Source organism: Flavobacterium sp. FlaQc-48, assembly GCF_044007335.1.
In the GTDB taxonomy this organism is placed as follows: Bacteria; Bacteroidota; Bacteroidia; order Flavobacteriales; family Flavobacteriaceae; genus Flavobacterium.
Genome location: NZ_JBIPCR010000004.1, coordinates 327,816 through 349,738, shown reverse-complemented (window position 1 = coordinate 349,738; position 21,923 = coordinate 327,816). Strand labels below are relative to the sequence as shown.

Sequence of the window (21,923 nt, the reverse complement as noted above, 5' to 3'; positions counted from 1 at the left end):
TTTTATATTAATCTAAAACCAAACCTATCTGGCCATCATCGTCTAATTCTGTTTCAACGGAATCATCTTCAGGCAATTCCGGTTTTTCAGGAATTTCTTCGACTGGTTCTTCATAAGGAAGTGGCTCTAACAAGTTAACTTGTTTTAATTTATCCGTCGTTAATTGGTTTCCTAAAGCTTTAAAACCCTTTATAGCAATAAAATCTTCGACATCGATATGTAAATCTTCTTTCTGAACTCCTTTTACTTTAGCAAAAATCAATTGTGCTACCGGACGATAATCTGTCGATACAATTTCTAATTGCGAATTAGGATGCTCTGTAATAAAGCTTTCTTCTTTTTCGGTTTCAACCAGAAAACGCTTTAAATAGTAACGTTCTTTTTCTCCGTCGTAATAAATAGCCGAAATTGGTTTTTTAGGATTAAATTTTTCCAGTACAATCATATCTTCTTCAAAGTGAGTCGATAATTCCGGAATAATAACCTTCAGTTTACCACTTTGATTGATGATCAGAATTTTATCACTTGGTTTAAATTCACCCAATAACTCCCCTCTTGCATCAACGTTCAAACGTTTTACCGTGTCATCAAACCAGACTTTTCTTGGCAGCAACGTAGAGATTCCTTTCTCTTTTAACTCGATTTTCTTGATTGGATATTTGGTTACCAGATTCCCTTTTGAAGCCCTGCCTTTAATGGCCAATTTGGCAAAATCAATATCGAATTTCAGTTTTTTGATCGTTCCTATCTGGCGCAATAATATGGTAATTACTTCTGCTTCCCCATTTGGATTGTGTGAAAAATAAACAACCTGAGAACCATTCGTTTCATTCGTTAAATCATAAGGCTTATCACGTGTTACACCAGAAACATTGAAACGTTTAATATACGACGGACCTGATTTTCCGTCGCGATAAATCATGTTGTAAATCGTTCGCTTATCACTCTTGTCAAAAATAGCAATGTGAATGATATCTTTACCTACAAACGTTTTAGCATCGACTTTTGTGACGAGCATTTTTCCGTCTCGTAAAAACACGATTACATCATCAATATCAGAACAATCGGTAACATATTCGTCCTTTTTAAGGCTGGTTCCCACGAAACCTTCTTCGCGGTTTACATATAGTTTTGTGTTACGCAAAACTACTTTTGTAGCCTCAACGTTATCAAAAACACGAAGTTCTGTCTGACGTTCGCGTCCTTTTCCGTATTTCTCTTTTAATTTGGTAAAATAGGCAATAGCAAAATCAGTAAGATTTTCTAAATTATGCTCTACTTCTTTCATCTCGTCTTCTAATTTAGCGATAAAATCATCGGCTTTATCAGAGTCAAAACGGGTAATACGAATCATTGGGATTTGAGTCAATCGTTGCAAATCCTCATCGTTGATTTCTCTTACGAATGATTTTTTGAAAGGCTCAAATCGATCGTATAAATATTTATACAGCGATTCTCTGTCTGAGTATAATTTGAAATCAATGTACATTTCTTCACGAATGAAGATTTTCTCTAAAGTAGAGAAATGCCATTTGTTTTTTAATTCTTCTAACTGAATTTCTAATTCCTGGCGAAGCAAATCAACGGTTCTGTGTGTCGAAATTTTCAACATTTCAGAAACCCCGATAAACAATGGCTTATTGTCTTCAATAACACAGCCTAAAGGTGCTACAGAAGTTTCACAGGCGGTAAAAGCAAACAAAGCATCAATCGTTTTGTCCGGAGAAACACCAGGGAAAAGATGAATTAAAATTTCAACATCGGCAGCTGTGTTGTCTTCGATTTTCTTGATTTTGATTTTACCTTTATCATTGGCTTTCAAAATACTGTCAATCAAAGTCGTGGTATTGGTCGAAAACGGAATTTGCGTTATCACCAGTGTATTCTTGTCTAATTGGGCAATTTTAGCACGTACACGTACACGTCCGCCACGAAGTCCGTCATTATAATTCGACACATCGGCAATACCCTGTGTCATGAAATCAGGATATAAGGTAAAGGCTTTTCCTTTTAAAATCTTGATCGAAGCATCAATTAATTCATTGAAGTTGTGAGGTAAAACTTTAGTCGAAAGACCCACGGCAATTCCCTCTGCTCCCTGTGCCAAAAGCAACGGAAACTTTACCGGAAGATTGTTGGGTTCAGCACGACGACCATCGTACGAAACTCCCCAATCGGTAATTTTTGGCGAATACAAAACTTCCAAAGCAAATTTAGACAAACGTGCCTCGATATAACGGGAAGCCGCAGCTCCGTCGCCTGTTAAGATATTTCCCCAGTTTCCCTGGCAGTCAATTAATAAATCTTTCTGACCAATTTGTACCATGGCATCACCAATACTCGCATCTCCGTGTGGGTGATACTGCATCGTGTGCCCTACAACATTGGCAACCTTATTATAACGACCGTCATCCAATTCTTTAAGCGAATGCATAATACGACGCTGAACGGGTTTAAAACCATCTTCAATCGCGGGTACTGCACGTTCCAGAATTACGTATGAAGCATAATCCAGGAACCAGTCTTTGTACATGCCCGTTACTTTGGTAATAACGTCCTCTCCTTCTTCTTCCTGGTTTTCGTAAAAATGCTGTCCTTCAAAACTCTTGGCATTTACACTAATAATTTCCTCAGCATCATCTCCGTCCTGATTGTCATCAAGATGGTTGTCTTCAGCATTATTCTCGTCGTCGTTTGGAATTATGTTATCGTCTTCTTCGTCTTTCATATATTTTGTTCAGTATAAATACTAAAAAATTCTTCTATAATTCTTTCTTTCTATTCTGCTTCAACAGCATCCAGTTCCACCTTCAAGTTTTTGATAATAAATTCCTGTCTGTCCGGGGTATTTTTCCCCATATAAAATGACAGTAATTGCTCAATCGAAGTATTCTTATCCATCATAATTGGGTCTAATCGAATCGTTTCTCCAATAAAGTTTTTGAACTCATCCGGCGAAATCTCTCCCAAACCTTTAAATCGGGTGATTTCCGGTTTTGGTTTTAGTTTTTCGATCGCATCTTTTCTTTCTTCGTCTGAATAGCAATAAATAGTTTCTTTTTTATTTCGAACCCTGAAAAGTGGTGTTTGCAGGATATACAAATGTCCTTCCTTAATTAATTCCGGGAAAAACTGAAGGAAAAAAGTAATCAACAGCAAGCGAATGTGCATACCATCGACATCGGCATCAGTTGCAATTACGATATTATTGTAACGTAATTTTTCGAGTCCGTCTTCGATATCTAATGCGGCTTGCAATAAGTTGAATTCTTCATTCTCATATACAATCTTCTTCGTCATTCCGTAGGAGTTCAAAGGCTTACCGCGCAAACTGAAAACGGCCTGAGTATTTACGTCACGTGACTTTGTAATCGATCCGGAAGCCGAATCTCCCTCGGTAATAAAAAGCGTACTTTCTAAGTTTCTTGGGTTTTTTGTATCCGGAAGATGCGCACGGCAATCTCTTAATTTTTTATTATGGAGATTGGCTTTTTTGGCACGATCTGTCGCCAGTTTTCTAATTCCTGATAATTCTTTTCGCTCACGTTCAGCCTGCAAAATTTTACGCAATAAAGCTTCTGCTGTTGGCGGATTTTTATGTAAATAATTGTCTAATTTCGTTTTAATAAAATCGTTTACAAAAGTACGAACTGATACGGGCGGTGTTCCGTCATCAGAACCCATATCCATAGAACCCAATTTGGTTTTGGTCTGAGATTCAAAGACAGGTTCCATCACCTTGATACTGATCGCACTCACTATCGATTTACGAACATCAGATGCTTCGAAGTTTTTATTGTAAAACTCACGAATGGTTTTTACAATGGCTTCTCTGTAAGCCGCTAAGTGGGTTCCTCCTTGTGTTGTGTTCTGACCGTTGACAAAAGAGTGATATTCTTCGCTGTATTGCGTTTTACTGTGTGTTAAAGCGATCTCGATATCATGTTCTTTCAGGTGAATAATTGGATATTCCAGATCTTCCTCGCTGATTGTTTCTTCTAATAAATCACGAAGACCATTTTCTGAAAGGTATTTTTCGCCGTTGAATATAATTGTTAAACCATTGTTTAGGTAACAATAGTTTTTGACCATTTTGATCACATATTCTAAACGGAATTTATAATTTTTAAAAATCGTTTCATCCGGCGTAAAAGTTACTTTTGTTCCTTTTCGCTTTGTAGTATCAATTACGTCTTCTTCTACTACCAGATTCCCGGCTGAAAATTCTGCTGCTTTTTGTTTATCATCACGAACAGATTCTACGCGAAAAGCACTCGAAAGTGCATTTACTGCTTTTGTTCCGACACCATTTAAACCTACTGATTTCTGGAAAGCTTTAGAATCGTACTTTCCACCGGTATTCATTTTCGAAACTACATCAACTACTTTTCCTAACGGAATTCCACGTCCGTAATCACGAACCGACACCGTTTTATCTTTTATCGTTACCTCAATAGTTTTTCCTGAGCCCATTACGAACTCATCGATACAGTTGTCTAAAACCTCTTTTAGAAGAATATAAATACCGTCATCCGGAGAAGATCCGTCTCCCAATTTCCCGATATACATTCCGGGACGCATACGGATATGTTCTTTCCAGTCGAGTGATCGAATGTTATCTTCGGTATATTGATTTTGCTCTAGCATAAAGTGAATTGGATTTTTGGCTAATGTACCATTTATAGTCAAAAAATGAAAGCGTATTTTTTTTTTGTTATGATTAATAACAGCTTTGAATCCTATTTAAATTGATTTTAAAATAATACGGGCGTTAAAAATATAAAAAAACAGCTTTCGAACAAAAAAATACTATTTAATTCCCAGTACTTCTTTTGCCAAAGCAATCATTTCGGGCGTTCCTGTATTTTTATTTTTTTCGTCAGATAGTTTTACAACACCTTGCCAATGGGTGTTATCAAGCTTAACTTCTGTCAGTTTTATAACCATATTCATGGCGGGCAAACCCACATCATTAGTAAAATTGGTTCCTATACCAAATGACATTTTGATCTTATCTTTGCAAAAATCTGTTATGGCTTTTACTTTATCATAATTTAGGGAATCTGAAAAAACAATGACTTTCGATTTTGGGTCAATTCCCATTTGGGCATAATGAGAAATTACCTTTTGTGCAAACTCAATTGGGTCACCACTATCGTGACGAACTCCATCAAAAAGTTTGGAATATTTTTTATCAAATTGCGCAAAAAATATATCGGTTGTATAAGTATCGGTTAGGGCAATTCCGAGATCACCGCCATAAACCTGTGTCCAATGTTCCAGACTGATTAAATTGGCCATTTTAAAACCGTACTGTGCTGCATGAAACATAAACCATTCGTGTGCATGGGTTCCTAAAGGCCGTACATTATTAACCATTGCAAAATGCACATTACTTGTACCGATAAAACTTTCTGAACCAAAACTTTGCAACGTTTCATTGATCAAAACATGTACATCGTAAGAATGGCGGCGTCTGGTACCAAATTCGAGAATAGAAACACCTAACGTATTATAATTGTCAATTTTACTTTTGGTCAAGGTTTTTATAGCATCATCGTTTAAGCGAATTAAATGATTCGACTTATAAAATAGTTCCGAAATTAAAGCCATTAAAGGTACTTCCCATAAAATAGTGCGGTACCAAAACCCTTCAATTGTAACTTTTATTTCTGATCCTTCCTGAGTAATTTCAACTTCAGACGGATCAAAATTGTATCCTTGCAAAAAATCTAAATAAGTGGGATCCAGATAGGGACAATATTTAGCCAGATAATGCTTTTCGTTTTTAGTCAGTCGTAAATCTCCCATAGCCTCTACTGACCGTCGAAGTAAATCAGCAAAACCGGGAGGAAAAATGTGTTCCCCTCTATTTATAAAACCGTAACGTACTTTTGCTTTCGGAAAAAGCTTTATTACGGCATGCTGCATCGTAAATTTATAGAAATCATTGTCTAAAATTGATTTCAGAAAAGTTGTTTCCATAGCGTATTGGTTCAAATCCTGAATTGATAAAGATACGTCAATTCGATAAAAGACGAAAATGTTATGTGGTCTTATCTATTTTCGAATTACTTTAAAAGAAACAATACTAAACGTATCGAGATAAATCGTAATATAGTCGCCTATATTTTTATCGTAAGCAATTTGAAACTCCAGTCCTCCGCGTTTTTCTTTTGAATTCTGGATTTTAACGGGTTGATTTTTTCTATTTAAATAGAAAACAAGATCTGACTTTGAAACATTTTTGATTTCAAAAGTTATTTTATCTCCGTATTTAGCTTCTATTATTCCGGAATCAGGCGACTTAATTCTATAATCCCCTGCAATTGTTTTATTGTAAATTAAAGGTCCGTTTAGAAAATCTTCTTTGTTTAATTTATTGCCTAAATAAGAACCGGAATCAGGAAAATGTTTGGCAAAAAAATAACCAGGATCTGTATCAAAATAAACGGGATCAAAATCATTCACCATTCTGCCTTTACTGCTGTCGTAATAGCCCTGACCCCAGGTAACATCAATCAATCGCCATTTTTTATCAATTAAAACAATATTCCAGGCATGATTTGAAGACATATTTTTTCGACCGATATCTGCCAATCTTGTTTTTGAATCCCCTCTGATGATTTCTGATTTTAACCCAGACAATTCAGCCAAATGCTGGTACAAAGCCGTGAAACCTTCGCAAACTGCCTTTTCAGCATCAAAAGTTTTCTGAATCAATTTATCATTCAGTTCTTTAATCTTTCTCTGTTTCTCTGCTTCCGTAGAATAGCTAAAACCCTGTGTTCTTTGCGGTTTTAAAAAAGAAGCATAATCATATTTAATATTAAGAGCAATCCAGGTGTAAATAGCCCGTGCTTTATCATGTTCTGAAGTAAAATCTTTTTGAATTCTTTCGGCTAAATCTTCTGTAGAACTAAAATGTTTTGGATATTTTGCAACTATTCCATCTACATTACTATACTTTTGAGAGTACGATGAGTGTAGAAAAATAAAATTAAGCAAAAGAAATATAACGGTAATCTTTTTTGTCATCGATTAAAAACTAGACTTTATTATGCCTTTTAATTCCTTATCTAACTCTGCATTGGAGATTTTATTTTGCTCTAAATCAAAATTAGCATTAAAAGCAGGTAATGAGAATGTAGCTTTAATTTCAGCACCATATCTTGGTAAGGCATTACGTCCTATTTCTAAAACCGAAGCACCACCTCTTGTTCCCGGCGAAGTTGCGAGCAGCAACATTGGCTTTTGCTGAAAAACTTCTTTGGTAATTCGGGAACACCAATCGAATATATTTTTAAATGCTGTAGAATAGTTGTTATTATTTTCTGCGAGAGAAACTACTAAAATATCTGCAGCAGTAAGTTTCGCCAAAAATGCTTTTGCAATCTCGTGCTGTCCTACTTCTTTTTCGAGGTCGACACTAAACAAAGGCATTGCAAAATCATTTAAATCCAAAACTTCAACTTCGGCATTTTCGAATAAACCTGCTGCGTACGTTGCGAGTTTTTTATTGATAGAATGGTGGCTGTTACTTCCTCCAAAGGCTATAATTTTCATATATGTTGTTTATTTGTTATTTTTTTTTCAGCTGGGTTATTGATTTCATAGATTTCCTTTTGAATCTCTACTGAGTATTCGTTAGGATAAATTTTACCTCCGTAAGATTTTGCATATACTTTGGTAAATTCTGCTCCAAAATACAGAATAATTGCCGAATAATACACCCAAACCAAAATAATTATTACAGAACCCGCCGCACCGTAAACCGAAGCCACTGTAGAACTGCCTAAATAAAAACCAATGGCAAACTTACCAATCATAAATAAAATTGCCGTTACTGTTGATCCTATAAAAGCATCTTTCCATCTAATTTTACCATCGGGTAATGTTCTGAAAATAATAGCAAAAAGAAGTGTGATACTGGCCAGTACAATAACGATATTAACTACGTAAAACAGGTAAACTGTGCTTTCCGGGAAATATACTTTTAAACGTGCACTAACTAAATCTAATGTTGTACTTATAAAAAGGCTGACCAGCATTAGAAAACCAACTGAAGCTATCATGGAGAATGACATCAGGCGATTTTGAATGAATTTTTTAATTCCCTTATCCGGTTTTGCACGCAGGCCCCATATAAAATTAATAGAACTTTGTATTTCTGCAAAAACTCCCGATGCTCCAATTAATAACATCGCAATACCAAATACTGTCGCAAAAACATTATCTCCCGATAATTGCACATTTTTTATCGCTTCCTGAATCTGACTGGCCGCACCGTTACCAACCAGGCCATTTATTTGTCCGTATAATTGTCCTGTTACGGCATCTTCGCCAAAGAAAAACCCGCAAATCGTAATGATAATAATTAATAAAGGAGGTAATGCAAATATGGTATAATAAGATAACGCTGCACTAAGCTTAATAGCATTGTCATCGTTAAATTCTAAAAAGGTATTCTTGAGCAGAAACCATGACTTGGAGAATATATTTTTAATTTTCACGATACTTCTGTTTTTAGATAGACTTTCAAATTTAAGAAATTATTAAAAAATTAAAATTCTTGTTTTTTAGAGGAATCTTACATCTTTCCCATGTTGTTAAAATGACTTTTTGATTTTATATGTTTAGTCCCTAATGGTACATCTATATGGGATTTATGTATCTTTTCTGCCAACATTTAATTCCTAACAGACTTACAACATAAATACAATCTCAAAAAATATCTTGTAGAAATTAAATGTCGATAGAAAAATATCCGTGTCCGCGAATTTGTACTGTCGGGTTTAGATAACTTCAAATCTTGATTTTTTCTAATTTGATATTTTTATATATTCCTGATCTTCCCCCAAATGTTTTATTTTTAATATCTTTTTGAATTCGCGACGCGTTGGTTTAATCAAATAAGACATTGTATCGAGAATTTTACCTTTAATTGCCGTAACAGAATCTAGCTTTTTTAAATCATCATGTAAATAAATCTCTTTTATTTTTAGTGTATTATTTTTTAAACTTAAAAACTGAGTTTTCCAGAAAATAGAATCTTTTGTACTTAATACCAATTGACCATCAACACGTTTCAGTTTTTGATAATATGATAATCTAAAAAAAGTATCTATAGCAATTTTGGTAAATTCGACCGAATCTCCTTTTACTTTTATAAGAGACTTTTCATTTGAAGCTTTATCCAGTACCTGATTCCCTTTGATTTCAAACTTTTCTTTAATAGAATCAAATTCAATTTTATGGATTTTATATTTCCAGAAATATTGATATATCATCCTATCCTCTTCAATTCTTAAAAAAGCAGAATCTTTATCTTTATAAAGACCTCTAAATTTATTTGGAAAATGATCCATCTCTGCATCATTTTCCGGTTGTGGATTTTCAAAATAAAAAATAAAGCAGTCCGGACATGGACGCATTCTTATTTTTTTACAGGAAAAAGAAAGGATTCCAAGCACTACAATTAAAAATATCTTTTTCATAGCGCGCTTTATTTATAATGACAAAAAATCCCTTTATCATAAACCGTCCATAAACTCGCTTTTTGATTGGCAGCTTTCAGGGCGCAATTCGCCCAGGTGTTGCAGGTATAAAACAAGCTGTAACTTCCTTTGGCTTCGTAAAAAGCATCTTTCTTTCCGTAGCTATAACCTTCAATCCATTGTGGGTGAGTTGGGTCAAGGAAACTTTCTGAAATAAAAGACACTAACTTTTGATAGTTCTCTTTTGAAACCAGAATGCGTTTGCAATCATCGCCTTCTTTTAATTGTTTGAAGAAAGTGGTATGCATAGCCGATGAACTTACTCCGAAAGCAGCTTTTAAAGCCGTACTTGCTTTTAAGTCGGACCATTCCGGTGTGTGCAGATAAAAACCTTTATCGCCCCAACCGAAAGCTACAAATTGCATCAGGCTGTCTTTGGATTTTGTCTGACTAAATTGAATTTCTTTCCGCCAGTCTTTTATATCATTTACAATAGGAACTACAATATCAGTATGAACTCCGTTGGAGAGAATATAGATCGGAATTCCATCTTTCTCCTCTACTTGTGCTACATCAGAATTGACGGTTATTTTAGAGATGAGATAAACCGAAATGAGGTATAAAACAAGAAAAGTAACAATTCCGAGGAGCGTCCAGCCTAAAATTTTGAAGGTTTTTTTTAGCATTTTGATTGGTTTGTTTTTTAGATTAATTATTGGTTAATTTTCTGTAACCAATTTTTGAGCCAAAAAAAATGCTACACGGATAAAACAGATTCGCTTACGCGAAAGCGCGGATTTACAGGGATTTTTTTATATTTTTTTGTTTCTCGCAGATGGAGCAGATTTTATTCTCTTTTTTTTCATTGCAAGGAATAAAGCAACCACATTTATACAAACTTCATATTTTATATTCGTGAGATTGTTTCTTTCCCGAAGAACAAACTTTGTCGTGCTTCGCCCCCACTCAACCCTGACAGTTGCGCATAAAAAAACTGCTGAATCTCTCCAGCAGTAGTCTATCCTCTTTATTCTATACTGTAAAAAGAAAAATTACACGTTGAAACGGAAATGCATTACATCACCATCTTTTACGATATATTCTTTTCCTTCAACTTTGAATTTTCCTGCTTCTTTTGCTTTTGCTTCAGAACCATACTGAACATAATCTTCGTATGAGATTACTTCTGCACGAATAAATCCTTTTTCAAAATCAGTGTGGATCACTCCGGCTGCTTGTGGCGCTGTAGAACCAATATTGATGGTCCAGGCACGAACTTCTTTTACACCAGCAGTAAAATAGGTTTGCTGTTTTAGTAATTTGTAAGCAGCACGAATTAAAACAGATGCTCCAGGCTCCGTTAATCCCATATCTTCAAGAAAAACCTGACGCTCTTCGTAGCTTTCTAACTCGGTAATATCAGCCTCTGCCCCTACTGAAAGGATAATCACTTCAGCATCTTCATCTTTTACCAATTCACGAACCTGATCTACATATTTGTTTCCGTTTACTGCTGAATTTTCGTCAACATTACAAACGTATAAAACCGGTTTTGCAGTAATTAACTGAAAAGATTCCATTAAAACTTCTTCGTCATTCCCCTGAGGTATGATAGTACGGGCTGATTTAGCCTGTAATAATGCTTCTCTGATTCGGTCTAAAAGTGCTTTTTCGGTTTGTGCTTCCTTATTTCCGGTTTTAGCGGCACGATTTACTTTTTCCAAACGTTTTTCAACGGTTTCTAAATCTTTCAATTGAAGTTCGATGTCAATCGTCTCTTTGTCACGGATCGGATTTACATTTCCGTCAACGTGAACGATATTATCATTGTCAAAACAACGTAAAACGTGAATAATAGCATTACACTCTCTAATGTTTCCTAAAAACTGGTTTCCAAGGCCTTCACCTTTACTTGCCCCTTTTACCAAACCTGCGATATCAACAATATCAACCGTTGCCATTTGTACACGCTCAGGTTTTACCAATTCTTCTAATTTGTTGATTCTGGGATCCGGAACGTTTACAACACCAATATTAGGTTCGATTGTACAAAACGGAAAGTTGGCACTTTGCGCTTTTGCATTAGATAAACAATTAAATAATGTTGATTTTCCAACATTTGGTAATCCTACAATTCCTGCTTTCATCTGTTGTTTCTGTTTATTTTGTTCGACTCTGAATTTGGTTCAGGTCCTGTCATTAACAATTGTAATGTAATGGCTTATGATTTACTTGTACATTTTTTGTTTCTGCCAAAATGATATTTTTTGGCTTTAAAATTTTGCAAATATAAGATTTAATAGCTCGTAACCGAAGTAAAAATGTGCATTAATATAATTTTAAGGCTATTCTTAAAAATTTTTAAACTTTTTATTAAGTTTTTGTTAAAAAAAGGTAATTTTATAAAAGTTTCTAACAAAAAACAAACCAAGAAAATCATTAACCATGAAAAAAATTGCATTATTTTTATTTCTATTAAATTCAATGTTTCTTTTTGCTCAAAAAGAAATTACAGGAGTTGTAAAAGACAAGTCGGGCGCGCCTTTGCCGGGGGTTAATATTCTGGAAAAAGGGACTAATAATGGCGTTTCGACTGATTTCGAAGGAAGTTATCGCATCAAAGTAAAGGATGGTTCTGCATTAATTTTTAGTTATGTTGGATATTCTACTATCGAAAAAAAGGTTACAGGTGACAAAGTCGACGTTACTTTAGACGAAAGTGGTGGTCAGGTTTTGAATGATGTTGTGGTGGTAGGTTCGAGAAATGCAAAAAGAACCGTTGTAAATTCAGCTGTTCCTATCGATGTTATTAATGTAAAAGATGTAACAACACAAAGTGGAAAATTGGAGATTAATGAATTACTGCAATATGTTGCCCCTTCGTTTAATGCCAATAAACAATCCGGTTCTGACGGGGCTGATCACGTCGATCCTGCCTCCCTAAGGGGTTTAGGACCTGACCAGACCCTGGTTTTGATTAACGGAAAAAGAAGACACCAGTCGTCACTAATTAATTTATTTGGAACCCGTGGACGTGGAAATACGGGAACCGATTTAAATGCTATTCCTGCCGCCTCTATTAAAAGAATTGAAATTTTACGTGATGGTGCCGCTGCCCAATATGGTTCTGATGCCATTGCCGGAGTTATCAATATTGTTACCAATGACAACGTTAATGAACTAACCGGAGCTGTAACGTATGGTTTTTTTAATACGGATGCCAAAGGAGACTTTTTACCCGGCACCCCTAACACAAAAGGATTTAGATTAGACCAAAAAGGAAACGGAAACTCCTATGGAAAAGACAAATCTTTTGACGGACAATCTGTAAAAGTCGCGGCCAATTACGGAATTGCACTAGGTGAAAAAGGCGGTTACGCCAATTTTACAGGTGAGTTTATCAATAAAGACAAAACATTAAGGCCTTCTTATGATTTTAGAAAAGGCTTTGGTGATGCACAAATTAAAGGCTTAAACTTCTTTGGAAACCTGGCGATTCCAATCGCGGATAAAACGGAATTTTATGCTTTTGGAGGAAGTAGTTACAGAAACACTGATGCGTATGCTTTTACCAGAAATGATGGCGAAAGAGTAGTAGAATCTGTTTATCCTGGCGGCTATACTCCAAGAATTACATCCAAGATCAATGATAATTCTATCGCTGCCGGAATTAGAACTGAAACTTCTGGTGGCTGGAAAATGGATTTAAGCAATACTTTTGGTAAAAATAAATTTCATTATGATATAAAAGGAACTATTAACGCTTCGCTTGAAGATAAATCTCCAACTGAATTTGACGCAGGTGGACACAGCTTATTGCAAAACACCACTAATTTTGATGTTTCCAAAAATTATGGTGAAGTTTTAAAAGGGTTAAACGTTGCTTTTGGAACTGAATTCAGAGTAGAGAAATTTGAAATTTTTGCCGGTGAAGAAGGTTCTTATACGACTTACGACACAAATGGAAAACCTATTACAGACCCTACAACTCAAAGCGCACCTACGGTTCCTAATCCTGATTATGATCCCTCAGACCCTACTTCCTCTCCTACTATTCCAAGACCGGGAAGTTCTCAGGGTTTTCCGGGATATAGCCCTGCAAACGTAGTCAATAAAAGTCGTACCAATTTTTCTCTTTACACAGATGCCGAACTGGATATTACCGAGGCTTTAATGGTAAGCGGAGCGGTTCGTTTTGAAAACTACAGCGATTTTGGCAGTACCGTAAACGGAAAATTAGCATCCAGGTTAAAACTTACTGACCACATTAATTTAAGAGGATCTGTAAGCACTGGTTTCCGCGCACCATCACTGGCTCAAGTTTACTACAATTTGCGTTTCACCAATTTCAATGCGAGTGGTGCAACCGAAGTTTTACTGGCACCAAATGACAGCCCTGTTACAAAGGCTTTTGGAATTGACAAATTAAATGAAGAAAAAGCAGTAAATGCCTCTTTAGGATTAACGGCAACATTTGGAGATTTCACTGCAACTGTTGACGGTTATTATATTAAAGTAAAAGACCGTATTGTCTTAACAGGCTATTTTGATGCAAGTGCTTTAAACCTTGGCGTTTCTGAAGCTCAGTTTTTTGCTAATGGTGTTGATACCAGTACTCACGGTTTGGATTTGGTTTTCTCCTGGAAGAAAAAATTTGACTTTGGCCAATTCGGTGCAACTTTGGTTGGCAACATCAACGACATGAAAATCGATCAGGTAAAAAATGGATCTTTAGATGCTGATACTTTCTTTGGAAAACGTGAAAAAGCATTTTTACTGGCATCTGCACCAAAAAACAAGTTTGGTTTAAATTTAAATTATTCCAGAAATAAATTTGATGCAGGTTTAGCTTTTACTCGCTTTAGCAAAGTAGTTTTAGTAGATTATGCAGACGAAGATGATGTTTACAATGCCAGATTGATCACAGACTTAACGCTTGGTTACAAACTGAGCAAAAATTTTAAATTAAGCATTGGAAGCAATAACTTATTCAATGTTTACCCAAGCAAACAAGACGAGCAAGGGAATACCGAAGCCGGCGGATATTGGGATGCCGTACAAATGGGTTTCAGCGGAGCGTACTATTATGCAAGACTTGGATTTAATTTTTAATCCTTATTTTTTCTTCACTTCATAAAGTTGAGATGCAACGTCTATAAAACAAAAAATCCTGAGTATACTCAGGATTTTTTATATCTTTTAAATAAATTTATAATTTAAATTCCAACGAACTTACAATTGCTTTTTCTTCATCGGTCGCAGTAAAGCCGGAAATATCCCAATACTTAGTAAGAATTTTGTTTTGTTTGTTAAAGAGTGTTTTTTCCTTAAAAACATCACTTTCTTTATACGTAAATTTTTGTCTGTTAAAACTGGTCGTTACAAAATTATTCCGAACCTGAATGTTTTTAACTTGTTCCTTTAGAATCAGATCATAAGCAATTTCTTCATTCGAACTTAATACATAATAATCTGCCCCGTCTAATCTGTAATTGACCTTTACAAACGATTTGGTAATAGTTTTAGAACCTATAGCGGGTTTCTCTGTTATTTCAGCATTGTTTACGGGATTTAAACTACAGCTAAATTCTACAATAATCTTTTTTTCAGGATCATAAATAACCTCAAAACTGTCTAATCCTTTTTTTAATTTATCGAGCGGGGTAATATTCATCACATAATATCTACTATTATTGGGATGTGCTTTTATAATAAAGTCATATTCTTTTTTCGCTTTTGCATCCAGGACAGGCTGAAAATAATTCAAATTCGAATAATTCTCCATAATATTATTCAGGTTATACCCTCTTAAATCGGTACTTACATCTGTTTCTAAGAGGCCATACGACCTGTTTTGTTCAACCAGTAATGTTGTGGTTGCTTTTTTACTTCCGGAAAACTGAAAATTCACAAGACCATCATTATAATAGGAATATTTATTATCCAGCATAAAAAATTCCCTTACATATACTTTCAGGCGATACGGCATACTTAGCTTTTGTATCGAATTAGCGACCACTTTTTGAAGGATTTTCTGGGGATTATCCTTAGACAAAACAATTTCATCCAGTTTGTTGTCTTTATTTTTAAGGTACACTACAAACTGATCTTCTTTTAAAGTCGCCCAACGAAGTGTAAGATTATCATAGTTCATTTCGGAAACCTGAACATTCGAAGCTCCATTCAGGATAAAAGTTACCTTACCTTCTTCATTACTCAGCAAAACCTGTTTAGTTTTGAGTATAACGACCATTGCATTTTCGATAGGCAATTGCGTCTCTATATCTTTTACAATTATAGAATATTCTGTATTTTGAGCAAAAAGACAAGTTTTAAATAATACTATAAATAAAAGTATAAATTTCTTCATAGGCTTTATTAAATTTTCACCTAAAGTATTAATTTTTTATTAATAAATAAATACTTATAAAATAAAACATTAAAAATCAGCACTCTAAAAGCATATTGTAATTAAAATCTGAGAAAAAAAAATCCTGAGCGCTAACCCAGGATTTATATATGTTGAATTAAAAAAATTATTCATCACCATGCAAAAACGCTTGTCTGTTCAACAAGGTTTCTTCATCTTCCACATGATTATCATCTGGCACACAACAATCAACAGGACATACAGCAGCACATTGAGGCTCATCATGAAAACCTTTACACTCTGTACATTTTCCAGGAACGATATAATAGACTTCATCAGAAATTGGCGTTTGAGCATCATCTGCATCCACTTCGGTTCCGTCAGGTAAAATTACTTTTCCTGAAAGGCTGGTTCCGTCTTTATATCTCCAATCGTCAGCTCCTTCATAAATTGCTGTATTTGGGCACTCTGGTTCACAAGCCCCACAGTTTATACATTCGTCAGTTATAATTATTGCCATCTTGTTCTTAGTTATGTGTTAAAAGTTACAGGCTTTGCGCTTAAAATGCCAAAGATTTCATTCTGCTTTGCCTTATAACGTAATATAGCTTATTTTTGTGCAAAATTACAATCAAAACAATTCATAAACAAACATTATGACATTAGAAACAAAAAAAAGTGTTTTTGTTGAATTAGGAAAATTTTTAAGTCAGTTTTCCGAAGGCAAATCCGTGAAAAAAGCGGGCGTTTTACACAATGAAGCCTTTTTTGATGATTTTGAAAAGCTAATACATTTATCACAATCACATAACGGATGGTATACACCAGAACAGGTTTATTTTGCCATACAATCATGGGCAGAGGCTTTAACTGAAGAAAATATTGAAAAATGGCTTTCTCAATATGCTGCCAATTCCACTACGGAAAAGGAAAAAACAGTGGCCTTAATTTTAGCCGGAAATATTCCTTTGGTTGGTTTTCACGATTTTTTATCGGTTTTAATTACAGGAAATAAAGCCCTCATAAAAACTTCTTCTAATGATCAGCATTTGTTGCCATTTTTAGCCAAATATTTAATTGCCGTTGATGAAAGTTTAAAAGACAATGTCAATTTCGTGGAAGGCAAACTGGAAAATTTTGATACCGTAATTGCCACCGGAAGCAATAATACGGCACGATATTTTGAATATTATTTTAAAGATAAACCTTCAATTATCCGAAAAAACAGAAATTCTGTTGCCGTTTTAAACGGAAAAGAAAGTCATGAAGAATTAGAAGCATTGGGCGAAGATATTTTCAGGTATTTTGGTTTAGGTTGTCGCAATGTTTCCAAGCTATTTGTTCCAAAAGGCTACTCTTTTGATGCTTTTTTTCAGGCTATCTTTAAATATCAGGATGTAATTCATTACGAAAAATACGCTAACAATTACGATTACAACAAGGCCGTATTTTTAATGAGTAATTTTAAATTACTGGATAATGGATTTTTAACCTTAAAAGAAGACCCAAGCTATGCCTCTCCTATTTCAAGCGTTTTTTATGAATTCTACGAAAATATAGAAGATCTGCAAACGCGCCTTAAAGCTGATGCTGAACAAATTCAGTGCATCGTAAGCCATGATTTAATCCAAAATAGCATCCCGTTCGGACAAACCCAAAATCCTCAATTGTGGGATTATGCAGATAACGTAGATACTATAACGTTTTTGTTAACAACAAAGTAAAAATATGTTTAATTATTTCGAATAATTTATCGCTTTTTCAGCTCCTATTGCCGAAATTTGCGTCTTTAAAATTTTCGACTTTTAACAACAACCATGAAAAAACACAACTACAGCGCAGGACCAAGTATCTTACCTCAAGAGGTTTTTGAAAAAGCATCAAAAGCTATATTAAATTTTAATGATTCAGGACTTTCTATTCTTGAAATTTCGCACCGAAGCAAAGATTTCGTTGCTGTTATGGATGAAGCCCGTTCCCTTGCTTTAGAGTTACTAGGACTTACAGGAAAAGGATATCAGGCACTATTTTTACAAGGTGGTGCAAGTACAGCATTCTTAATGGCTCCATATAATTTATTGAAAGAAGGCGGAAAAGCTGCTTATTTAGATTCCGGAACATGGGCAACTGCTGCTATAAAAGAAGCTAAGAATTTTGGAGAAACTATTGTTGTAGCTTCTTCAAAAGAAGAAAATTACAACCATATTCCAAAAGGATATACAATACCAAGTGATGCCGATTATTTTCACTGTACCAGTAACAATACCATCTTTGGAACTCAAATGAAAGAATTCCCTGCAACTAACATTCCTGTTGTTTGCGATATGAGTTCTGATATTTTTTCCCGCAATTTAGATTTTTCTAAATTTGATTTAATCTACGCCGGAGCTCAAAAAAATATGGGTCCTGCAGGAACTACCCTGGTAGTGGTTAAAGAAGAGATCTTAGAGAAAAGCGGCAGAACTATACCAAGTATGTTAGACTATGCAAAACATATCAAAGCAGAAAGTATGTACAATACTCCTCCTGTTTTTGCTGTTTATGTGTCGTTACTGACTTTACAATGGATTAAAGAAAAAGGCGGAGTTGCTGCTGTTGAAAAATTAAACGATGCAAAAGCAGATTTACTATATGCCGAAATCGACAGAAACCCGTTATTCAAAGGTGCAGCGGCTGTTGAAGATCGTTCTAAAATGAATGTTACTTTCTTATTAAACAACGCTGATCATACAGCAGCTTTTGATGCTTTATGGAAAGAAGCAGGAATTTCAGGATTGCCGGGACACCGTTCAGTTGGTGGCTACAGAGCTTCTATTTACAACGCCATGCCTATCGAAAGTGTTCAGGTTTTAGTAGATGTAATGAAGGCATTGGAGTCTAAAGTTTAATAGTTCTTTCGGTTAATCGTTTAATCGAAAAATCTGTTTAGACAAAATATCAATTGAATACCGGATTCCCAGCCCCGACAGAAGTGTAAATCCTTTTATTTTTATCGGAGTTCAGTGAACTTCGTTTGTAACGGATAGCGGGATTAGCTCCTAAATCAAAAAAGAAAAAATCATAATAGCTGGTTCATCGATTAAACAAATTAACGATTAACCAAATAAACAATATAACAATGAAAGTATTAGCCAATGACGGAATTTCAAAAAGTGGAATTCTAGCCTTAGAAAAAGGTGGATTTGAAGTTATCACTACAAAAGTAGCTCAGGAACAAGTTGCTAATTTTGTGAACGAAAATAATGTAGATGTAGTTTTAGTACGCAGCGCGACTAAAGTTCGTAAAGATATTATTGATGCCTGTCCAGGACTTAAAATTATTGGTCGTGGTGGTGTTGGTATGGATAATATTGATGTTGACTATGCCAAAAGCAAAGGAATACATGTAATTAATACTCCGGCTTCATCATCAGAATCTGTTGCTGAACTGGTATTTGGACACTTGTTTTCCGGTGTTCGTTTTTTACATGATTCTAACAGAAACATGCCTCTTGAAGGAGATTCAAATTTTGACGGCTTGAAAAAAGCATACGCAAACGGTGTTGAATTAAGAGGAAAAACTTTAGGAATTGTGGGTATTGGACGTATCGGACAAGCTACTGCAAAAATGGCGCTTGGTTTAGGTATGAAAGTTATCGCTGCTGATAGTTTTATTCCGCAAGTAGATATTAAAGTGGAATTTTTTGATGGTCAGTCTATCACTACAACTATTGTTTCTCAATCTTTAGAATCATTGTTTAAAGAAGCCGATTTCATTACTTTGCACGTTCCTGCTCAGGATGGCTACATCATTGGAGAAAAAGAATTAGCAATCATGAAAGATGGTGTTGGAATCGTAAACTGTGCACGTGGCGGTGTTATTGACGAAGTAGCATTGGTAAAAGCTTTAGATTCAGGAAAAGTTGCTTTTGCAGGTTTAGACGTTTTCGAAAGTGAACCAAAACCGGAAATGGCGATCTTAATGCACACTAAAATCTCATTGACTCCGCATATTGGAGCTGCAACAGGAGAAGCACAAGACAGAATTGGTACTGAATTGGCATCGCAAATTATTACTTTGTTGAGCTAATTAATTATAACTAAATCATTTAAAAGGGATTTATTAACATTGTTTAATAAATCCCTTTATTTTTTTGATTAAATTTGAGTTCTAATCTAAATTCTTTAAATTATGTTTGAACAATTAACACAATTAGTAAAGCAATACGGAGGAGACGCTATTGTAAATAATAGTGCCGTCCCGAATGAGCATAATGATGGCGTAATTAACGAAACCAGTAGTTCTATCTTTGCAGGATTACAAAAATTAGTTTCAGAAGGCAACGGAGAACAATTAGCCGGTTTATTTAACGGAACTACTCCTATTGACAGCTCTAACCCTGTTGTACAACAATTAACCCAGCAACTATCCGGAAATCTTGGTGAAAAATTCGGATTAAGCAGTTCGGATTCTTCCGGTGTGGCTTCCAGTATGATTCCGCAAGTTTTAAATTCTTTAGTAAATAAAGCTAAAGATCCTAATGACAGTAGTTTTCAAATTTCAGATATTATCTCTTCCATTTCAGGAAACAGCGGACAGGCTTCCGGAATAATGGAAACCATAAATAAATACGGAATGCAATTTGGTTTAGACCAAAATAATGATGGCAAAGTAGATGTAACCGATGTTCTGGTAGTAACCAAAAGTAAAGGCGGAATTGCCGGATTTATCGGGAAGTTATTTGGAAGTAAGTAAAGTTTCTGAGTCGCTAAGATTCTAAGAAACTAAGCCAAAACATAAAGGCATTAAAAGCTGTTTACCGCAAGTAAACAGCTTTGTTTTTATCAATAGAAACTAAAAAAACTTAGCCACTCAGGATCTTAGCAACTTAGAACCTCTTATACAAAAGTTAAATAAAAAAATTCTTCTCTCATTTATTTGTAAATTTAAGCCTGAAACTAAAGTAATGAAAAAATATTTCTGCCTATTAATTCTTTTGCTAACGATTATAGCCTGCTCTACTGCTTCCAAAAACAGCATAGCACCAAATGCTGTACCTACCCCAAAAGTAGCCGTAAACGACACGGTAAGGATTGCAAATGATTCTTTAGAATATGAAGTTATTATTATTGATAATGGTTTCAGCACTTGGCTGGCCTCAATGTCACTTCCGCGAAATTATTATTCCTTATCTTATCTTGAAAACAAGAATTATTTATATGTCACAGAATGGAATAACCGCGTTTTGCAACCACAGCGTTATAGTCCGAATTTATATGAAATGACAATCGATTATCGTCCTGACATTCATTACGGATATGAAGTAAATTATTTGATTTACAATTATATGATTTATTTTCAAAATACATACAAACAAAAGCTCGGAGGGTATGTTCCTATAAGATAATGTTCTTATATTTGTAATCGTTACAAATAAAGAATGAACAGATTAAAGAAACGTTGGGGAATTACCTCAAATGTACAAGCCATTATCATACTTATTGTTTTTGCCATCACAGGATCGGCATCTGCATGGTTGTCTAAGCCCTTTTGTGTATGGCTGGGCATTACCAAAGAAGACTTTGGTGGTTGGTTTACTTTAATTCGGTTATTGATTATCTTCCCTATTTACCAGGTTTTACTGGTTGTTATTGGAACCATTTTCGGGCAATTCCGTTTCTTTTGGAATTTCGAAAAAAAAATGCTTAAAAATATGGGACTTGGATTTTTATTCAAAAAAGACCAAACAACCCGCTAGTCCGTCTTTTACTTAAAAAATACTTTTTCTTTTCTGGTATTTCTCTACTTTTTTTGATTTTGCATCAGAACAATAAAGCTGTTTTTATCCTTCAGTTTTTATACCTCCTTTTTATACCGGAATCATCTGGTCTCTAGAAGAAAATCTGCCTTACAGAAAAATCTTAAAATTTTAAGATATAAATTATATTTACAAACAAAATATCCTTAATTTTTTATCTAATACTCATTTTTGCAGGATGGTGCAGGATAGTTTTATTTTGAGTATTCTCAATCTTTACATTACTCATAACCACAAAGTTGAATTTTCTAACAACAC

18 protein-coding genes are annotated in these 21,923 nt (G+C 34.9%); 7 read left to right on the top strand and 11 right to left on the bottom strand.

The features are described 5' to 3' along the window. Positions 1–7: 7 nt before the first annotated feature. From ACHRWY_RS08960 to ychF, 9 genes are all read right to left on the bottom strand, one after another. Positions 8–2,728: a DNA gyrase/topoisomerase IV subunit A gene (locus tag ACHRWY_RS08960; protein WP_395353945.1), complete on the bottom strand. Its 2,721-nt coding sequence runs from the start codon at positions 2,726–2,728 to the stop codon at positions 8–10. 50 nt (positions 2,729–2,778) lie between these two features. Next, positions 2,779–4,647: a DNA topoisomerase IV subunit B gene (locus ACHRWY_RS08955; RefSeq protein WP_395353943.1), complete on the bottom strand. Its 1,869-nt coding sequence runs from the start codon at positions 4,645–4,647 to the stop codon at positions 2,779–2,781. Positions 4,648–4,809: 162 nt separating this feature from the next. Next, positions 4,810–5,985, bottom strand: a complete 1,176-nt coding sequence (gene pncB, locus ACHRWY_RS08950) for a nicotinate phosphoribosyltransferase (protein WP_395353942.1) — start codon at positions 5,983–5,985, stop codon at positions 4,810–4,812. 75 nt (positions 5,986–6,060) lie between these two features. Next, entirely contained in the window at positions 6,061–7,038 is a 978-nt protein-coding gene (locus ACHRWY_RS08945; RefSeq protein ID WP_395353941.1) for a transglutaminase domain-containing protein, read from the bottom strand. A 3-nt stretch (positions 7,039–7,041) separates the two neighbouring features. Next, the gene (locus tag ACHRWY_RS08940; RefSeq protein WP_395353939.1) at positions 7,042–7,566 is read right to left on the bottom strand and encodes an NADPH-dependent FMN reductase; all 525 of its coding nucleotides are present in this window, start codon (positions 7,564–7,566) and stop codon (positions 7,042–7,044) included. After that, the gene (locus ACHRWY_RS08935; protein WP_395353938.1) at positions 7,563–8,513 is read right to left on the bottom strand and encodes a YihY/virulence factor BrkB family protein; all 951 of its coding nucleotides are present in this window, start codon (positions 8,511–8,513) and stop codon (positions 7,563–7,565) included. The genes ACHRWY_RS08940 and ACHRWY_RS08935 overlap by 4 nt, the downstream gene beginning before the upstream one ends. A 309-nt stretch (positions 8,514–8,822) precedes the next feature. Continuing rightward, a complete protein-coding gene (locus tag ACHRWY_RS08930) occupies positions 8,823–9,497 on the bottom strand; it encodes a hypothetical protein (RefSeq protein ID WP_395353936.1) in 675 nt (224 codons plus the stop codon). Positions 9,498–9,505: 8 nt separating this feature from the next. Beyond that, positions 9,506–10,183, bottom strand: coding sequence for a TIGR02117 family protein (locus ACHRWY_RS08925; RefSeq protein WP_395353934.1), 678 nt, complete (start codon positions 10,181–10,183; stop codon positions 9,506–9,508). 366 nt (positions 10,184–10,549) lie between these two features. Then, positions 10,550–11,644, bottom strand: coding sequence for a redox-regulated ATPase YchF (ychF, locus tag ACHRWY_RS08920; RefSeq protein ID WP_055098221.1), 1,095 nt, complete (start codon positions 11,642–11,644; stop codon positions 10,550–10,552). 298 nt (positions 11,645–11,942) lie between these two features. Between ychF and ACHRWY_RS08915 the strand changes: the two genes are divergently transcribed. Continuing rightward, positions 11,943–14,609 carry a TonB-dependent receptor domain-containing protein gene (locus ACHRWY_RS08915; protein ID WP_395353932.1) on the top strand — a complete coding sequence of 889 codons (2,667 nt, stop codon included), beginning with the start codon at positions 11,943–11,945 and terminating at the stop codon, positions 14,607–14,609. Positions 14,610–14,706: 97 nt separating this feature from the next. Here ACHRWY_RS08915 and ACHRWY_RS08910 read toward each other — a convergent pair whose 3' ends face one another. Beyond that, on the bottom strand, positions 14,707–15,867 hold the full coding sequence (locus tag ACHRWY_RS08910; protein WP_395353930.1) for a hypothetical protein: 1,161 nt from the start codon (positions 15,865–15,867) through the stop codon (positions 14,707–14,709). Positions 15,868–16,033: 166 nt separating this feature from the next. Further along, entirely contained in the window at positions 16,034–16,387 is a 354-nt protein-coding gene (locus ACHRWY_RS08905; RefSeq protein ID WP_056250630.1) for a 4Fe-4S dicluster domain-containing protein, read from the bottom strand. 136 nt (positions 16,388–16,523) lie between these two features. Between ACHRWY_RS08905 and ACHRWY_RS08900 the strand changes: the two genes are divergently transcribed. From ACHRWY_RS08900 to ACHRWY_RS08875, 6 genes are all read left to right on the top strand, one after another. Next, the gene (locus ACHRWY_RS08900) at positions 16,524–17,591 is read left to right on the top strand and encodes an acyl-CoA reductase (protein WP_395353928.1); all 1,068 of its coding nucleotides are present in this window, start codon (positions 16,524–16,526) and stop codon (positions 17,589–17,591) included. Positions 17,592–17,684: 93 nt separating this feature from the next. Further along, positions 17,685–18,755 carry a 3-phosphoserine/phosphohydroxythreonine transaminase gene (gene serC / locus ACHRWY_RS08895; RefSeq protein ID WP_395353926.1) on the top strand — a complete coding sequence of 357 codons (1,071 nt, stop codon included), beginning with the start codon at positions 17,685–17,687 and terminating at the stop codon, positions 18,753–18,755. Positions 18,756–18,985: 230 nt separating this feature from the next. Next, positions 18,986–19,936, top strand: coding sequence for a D-2-hydroxyacid dehydrogenase (locus ACHRWY_RS08890; RefSeq protein WP_395353924.1), 951 nt, complete (start codon positions 18,986–18,988; stop codon positions 19,934–19,936). A gap of 102 nt (positions 19,937–20,038) precedes the next feature. Continuing rightward, the gene (locus ACHRWY_RS08885; protein WP_395353922.1) at positions 20,039–20,602 is read left to right on the top strand and encodes a hypothetical protein; all 564 of its coding nucleotides are present in this window, start codon (positions 20,039–20,041) and stop codon (positions 20,600–20,602) included. 211 nt (positions 20,603–20,813) lie between these two features. Next, entirely contained in the window at positions 20,814–21,254 is a 441-nt protein-coding gene (locus ACHRWY_RS08880) for a DUF6146 family protein (protein ID WP_395353921.1), read from the top strand. Between the two features lie 33 nt (positions 21,255–21,287). After that, positions 21,288–21,605: a DUF6787 family protein gene (locus ACHRWY_RS08875; protein ID WP_395353920.1), complete on the top strand. Its 318-nt coding sequence runs from the start codon at positions 21,288–21,290 to the stop codon at positions 21,603–21,605. Positions 21,606–21,923 lie beyond the last annotated feature (318 nt).

Excerpts from the sequence above, each read along its gene's own strand:
- ACHRWY_RS08960 (WP_395353945.1), bottom strand. The coding sequence starts at position 2,728 with ATGAAAGACGAAGAAGACGATAACATAATTCCAAACGACGACGAGAAT.
- ACHRWY_RS08955 (WP_395353943.1), bottom strand. The coding sequence starts at position 4,647 with ATGCTAGAGCAAAATCAATATACCGAAGATAACATTCGATCACTCGAC.
- pncB (WP_395353942.1), bottom strand. The coding sequence starts at position 5,985 with ATGGAAACAACTTTTCTGAAATCAATTTTAGACAATGATTTCTATAAA.
- ACHRWY_RS08945 (WP_395353941.1), bottom strand. The coding sequence starts at position 7,038 with ATGACAAAAAAGATTACCGTTATATTTCTTTTGCTTAATTTTATTTTT.
- ACHRWY_RS08940 (WP_395353939.1), bottom strand. The coding sequence starts at position 7,566 with ATGAAAATTATAGCCTTTGGAGGAAGTAACAGCCACCATTCTATCAAT.
- ACHRWY_RS08930 (WP_395353936.1), bottom strand. The coding sequence starts at position 9,497 with ATGAAAAAGATATTTTTAATTGTAGTGCTTGGAATCCTTTCTTTTTCC.
- ACHRWY_RS08925 (WP_395353934.1), bottom strand. The coding sequence starts at position 10,183 with ATGCTAAAAAAAACCTTCAAAATTTTAGGCTGGACGCTCCTCGGAATT.
- ychF (WP_055098221.1), bottom strand. The coding sequence starts at position 11,644 with ATGAAAGCAGGAATTGTAGGATTACCAAATGTTGGAAAATCAACATTA.
- ACHRWY_RS08915 (WP_395353932.1), top strand. The coding sequence starts at position 11,943 with ATGAAAAAAATTGCATTATTTTTATTTCTATTAAATTCAATGTTTCTT.
- ACHRWY_RS08910 (WP_395353930.1), bottom strand. The coding sequence starts at position 15,867 with ATGAAGAAATTTATACTTTTATTTATAGTATTATTTAAAACTTGTCTT.
- ACHRWY_RS08905 (WP_056250630.1), bottom strand. The coding sequence starts at position 16,387 with ATGGCAATAATTATAACTGACGAATGTATAAACTGTGGGGCTTGTGAA.
- ACHRWY_RS08900 (WP_395353928.1), top strand. The coding sequence starts at position 16,524 with ATGACATTAGAAACAAAAAAAAGTGTTTTTGTTGAATTAGGAAAATTT.
- serC (WP_395353926.1), top strand. The coding sequence starts at position 17,685 with ATGAAAAAACACAACTACAGCGCAGGACCAAGTATCTTACCTCAAGAG.
- ACHRWY_RS08890 (WP_395353924.1), top strand. The coding sequence starts at position 18,986 with ATGAAAGTATTAGCCAATGACGGAATTTCAAAAAGTGGAATTCTAGCC.
- ACHRWY_RS08885 (WP_395353922.1), top strand. The coding sequence starts at position 20,039 with ATGTTTGAACAATTAACACAATTAGTAAAGCAATACGGAGGAGACGCT.
- ACHRWY_RS08880 (WP_395353921.1), top strand. The coding sequence starts at position 20,814 with ATGAAAAAATATTTCTGCCTATTAATTCTTTTGCTAACGATTATAGCC.
- ACHRWY_RS08875 (WP_395353920.1), top strand. The coding sequence starts at position 21,288 with ATGAACAGATTAAAGAAACGTTGGGGAATTACCTCAAATGTACAAGCC.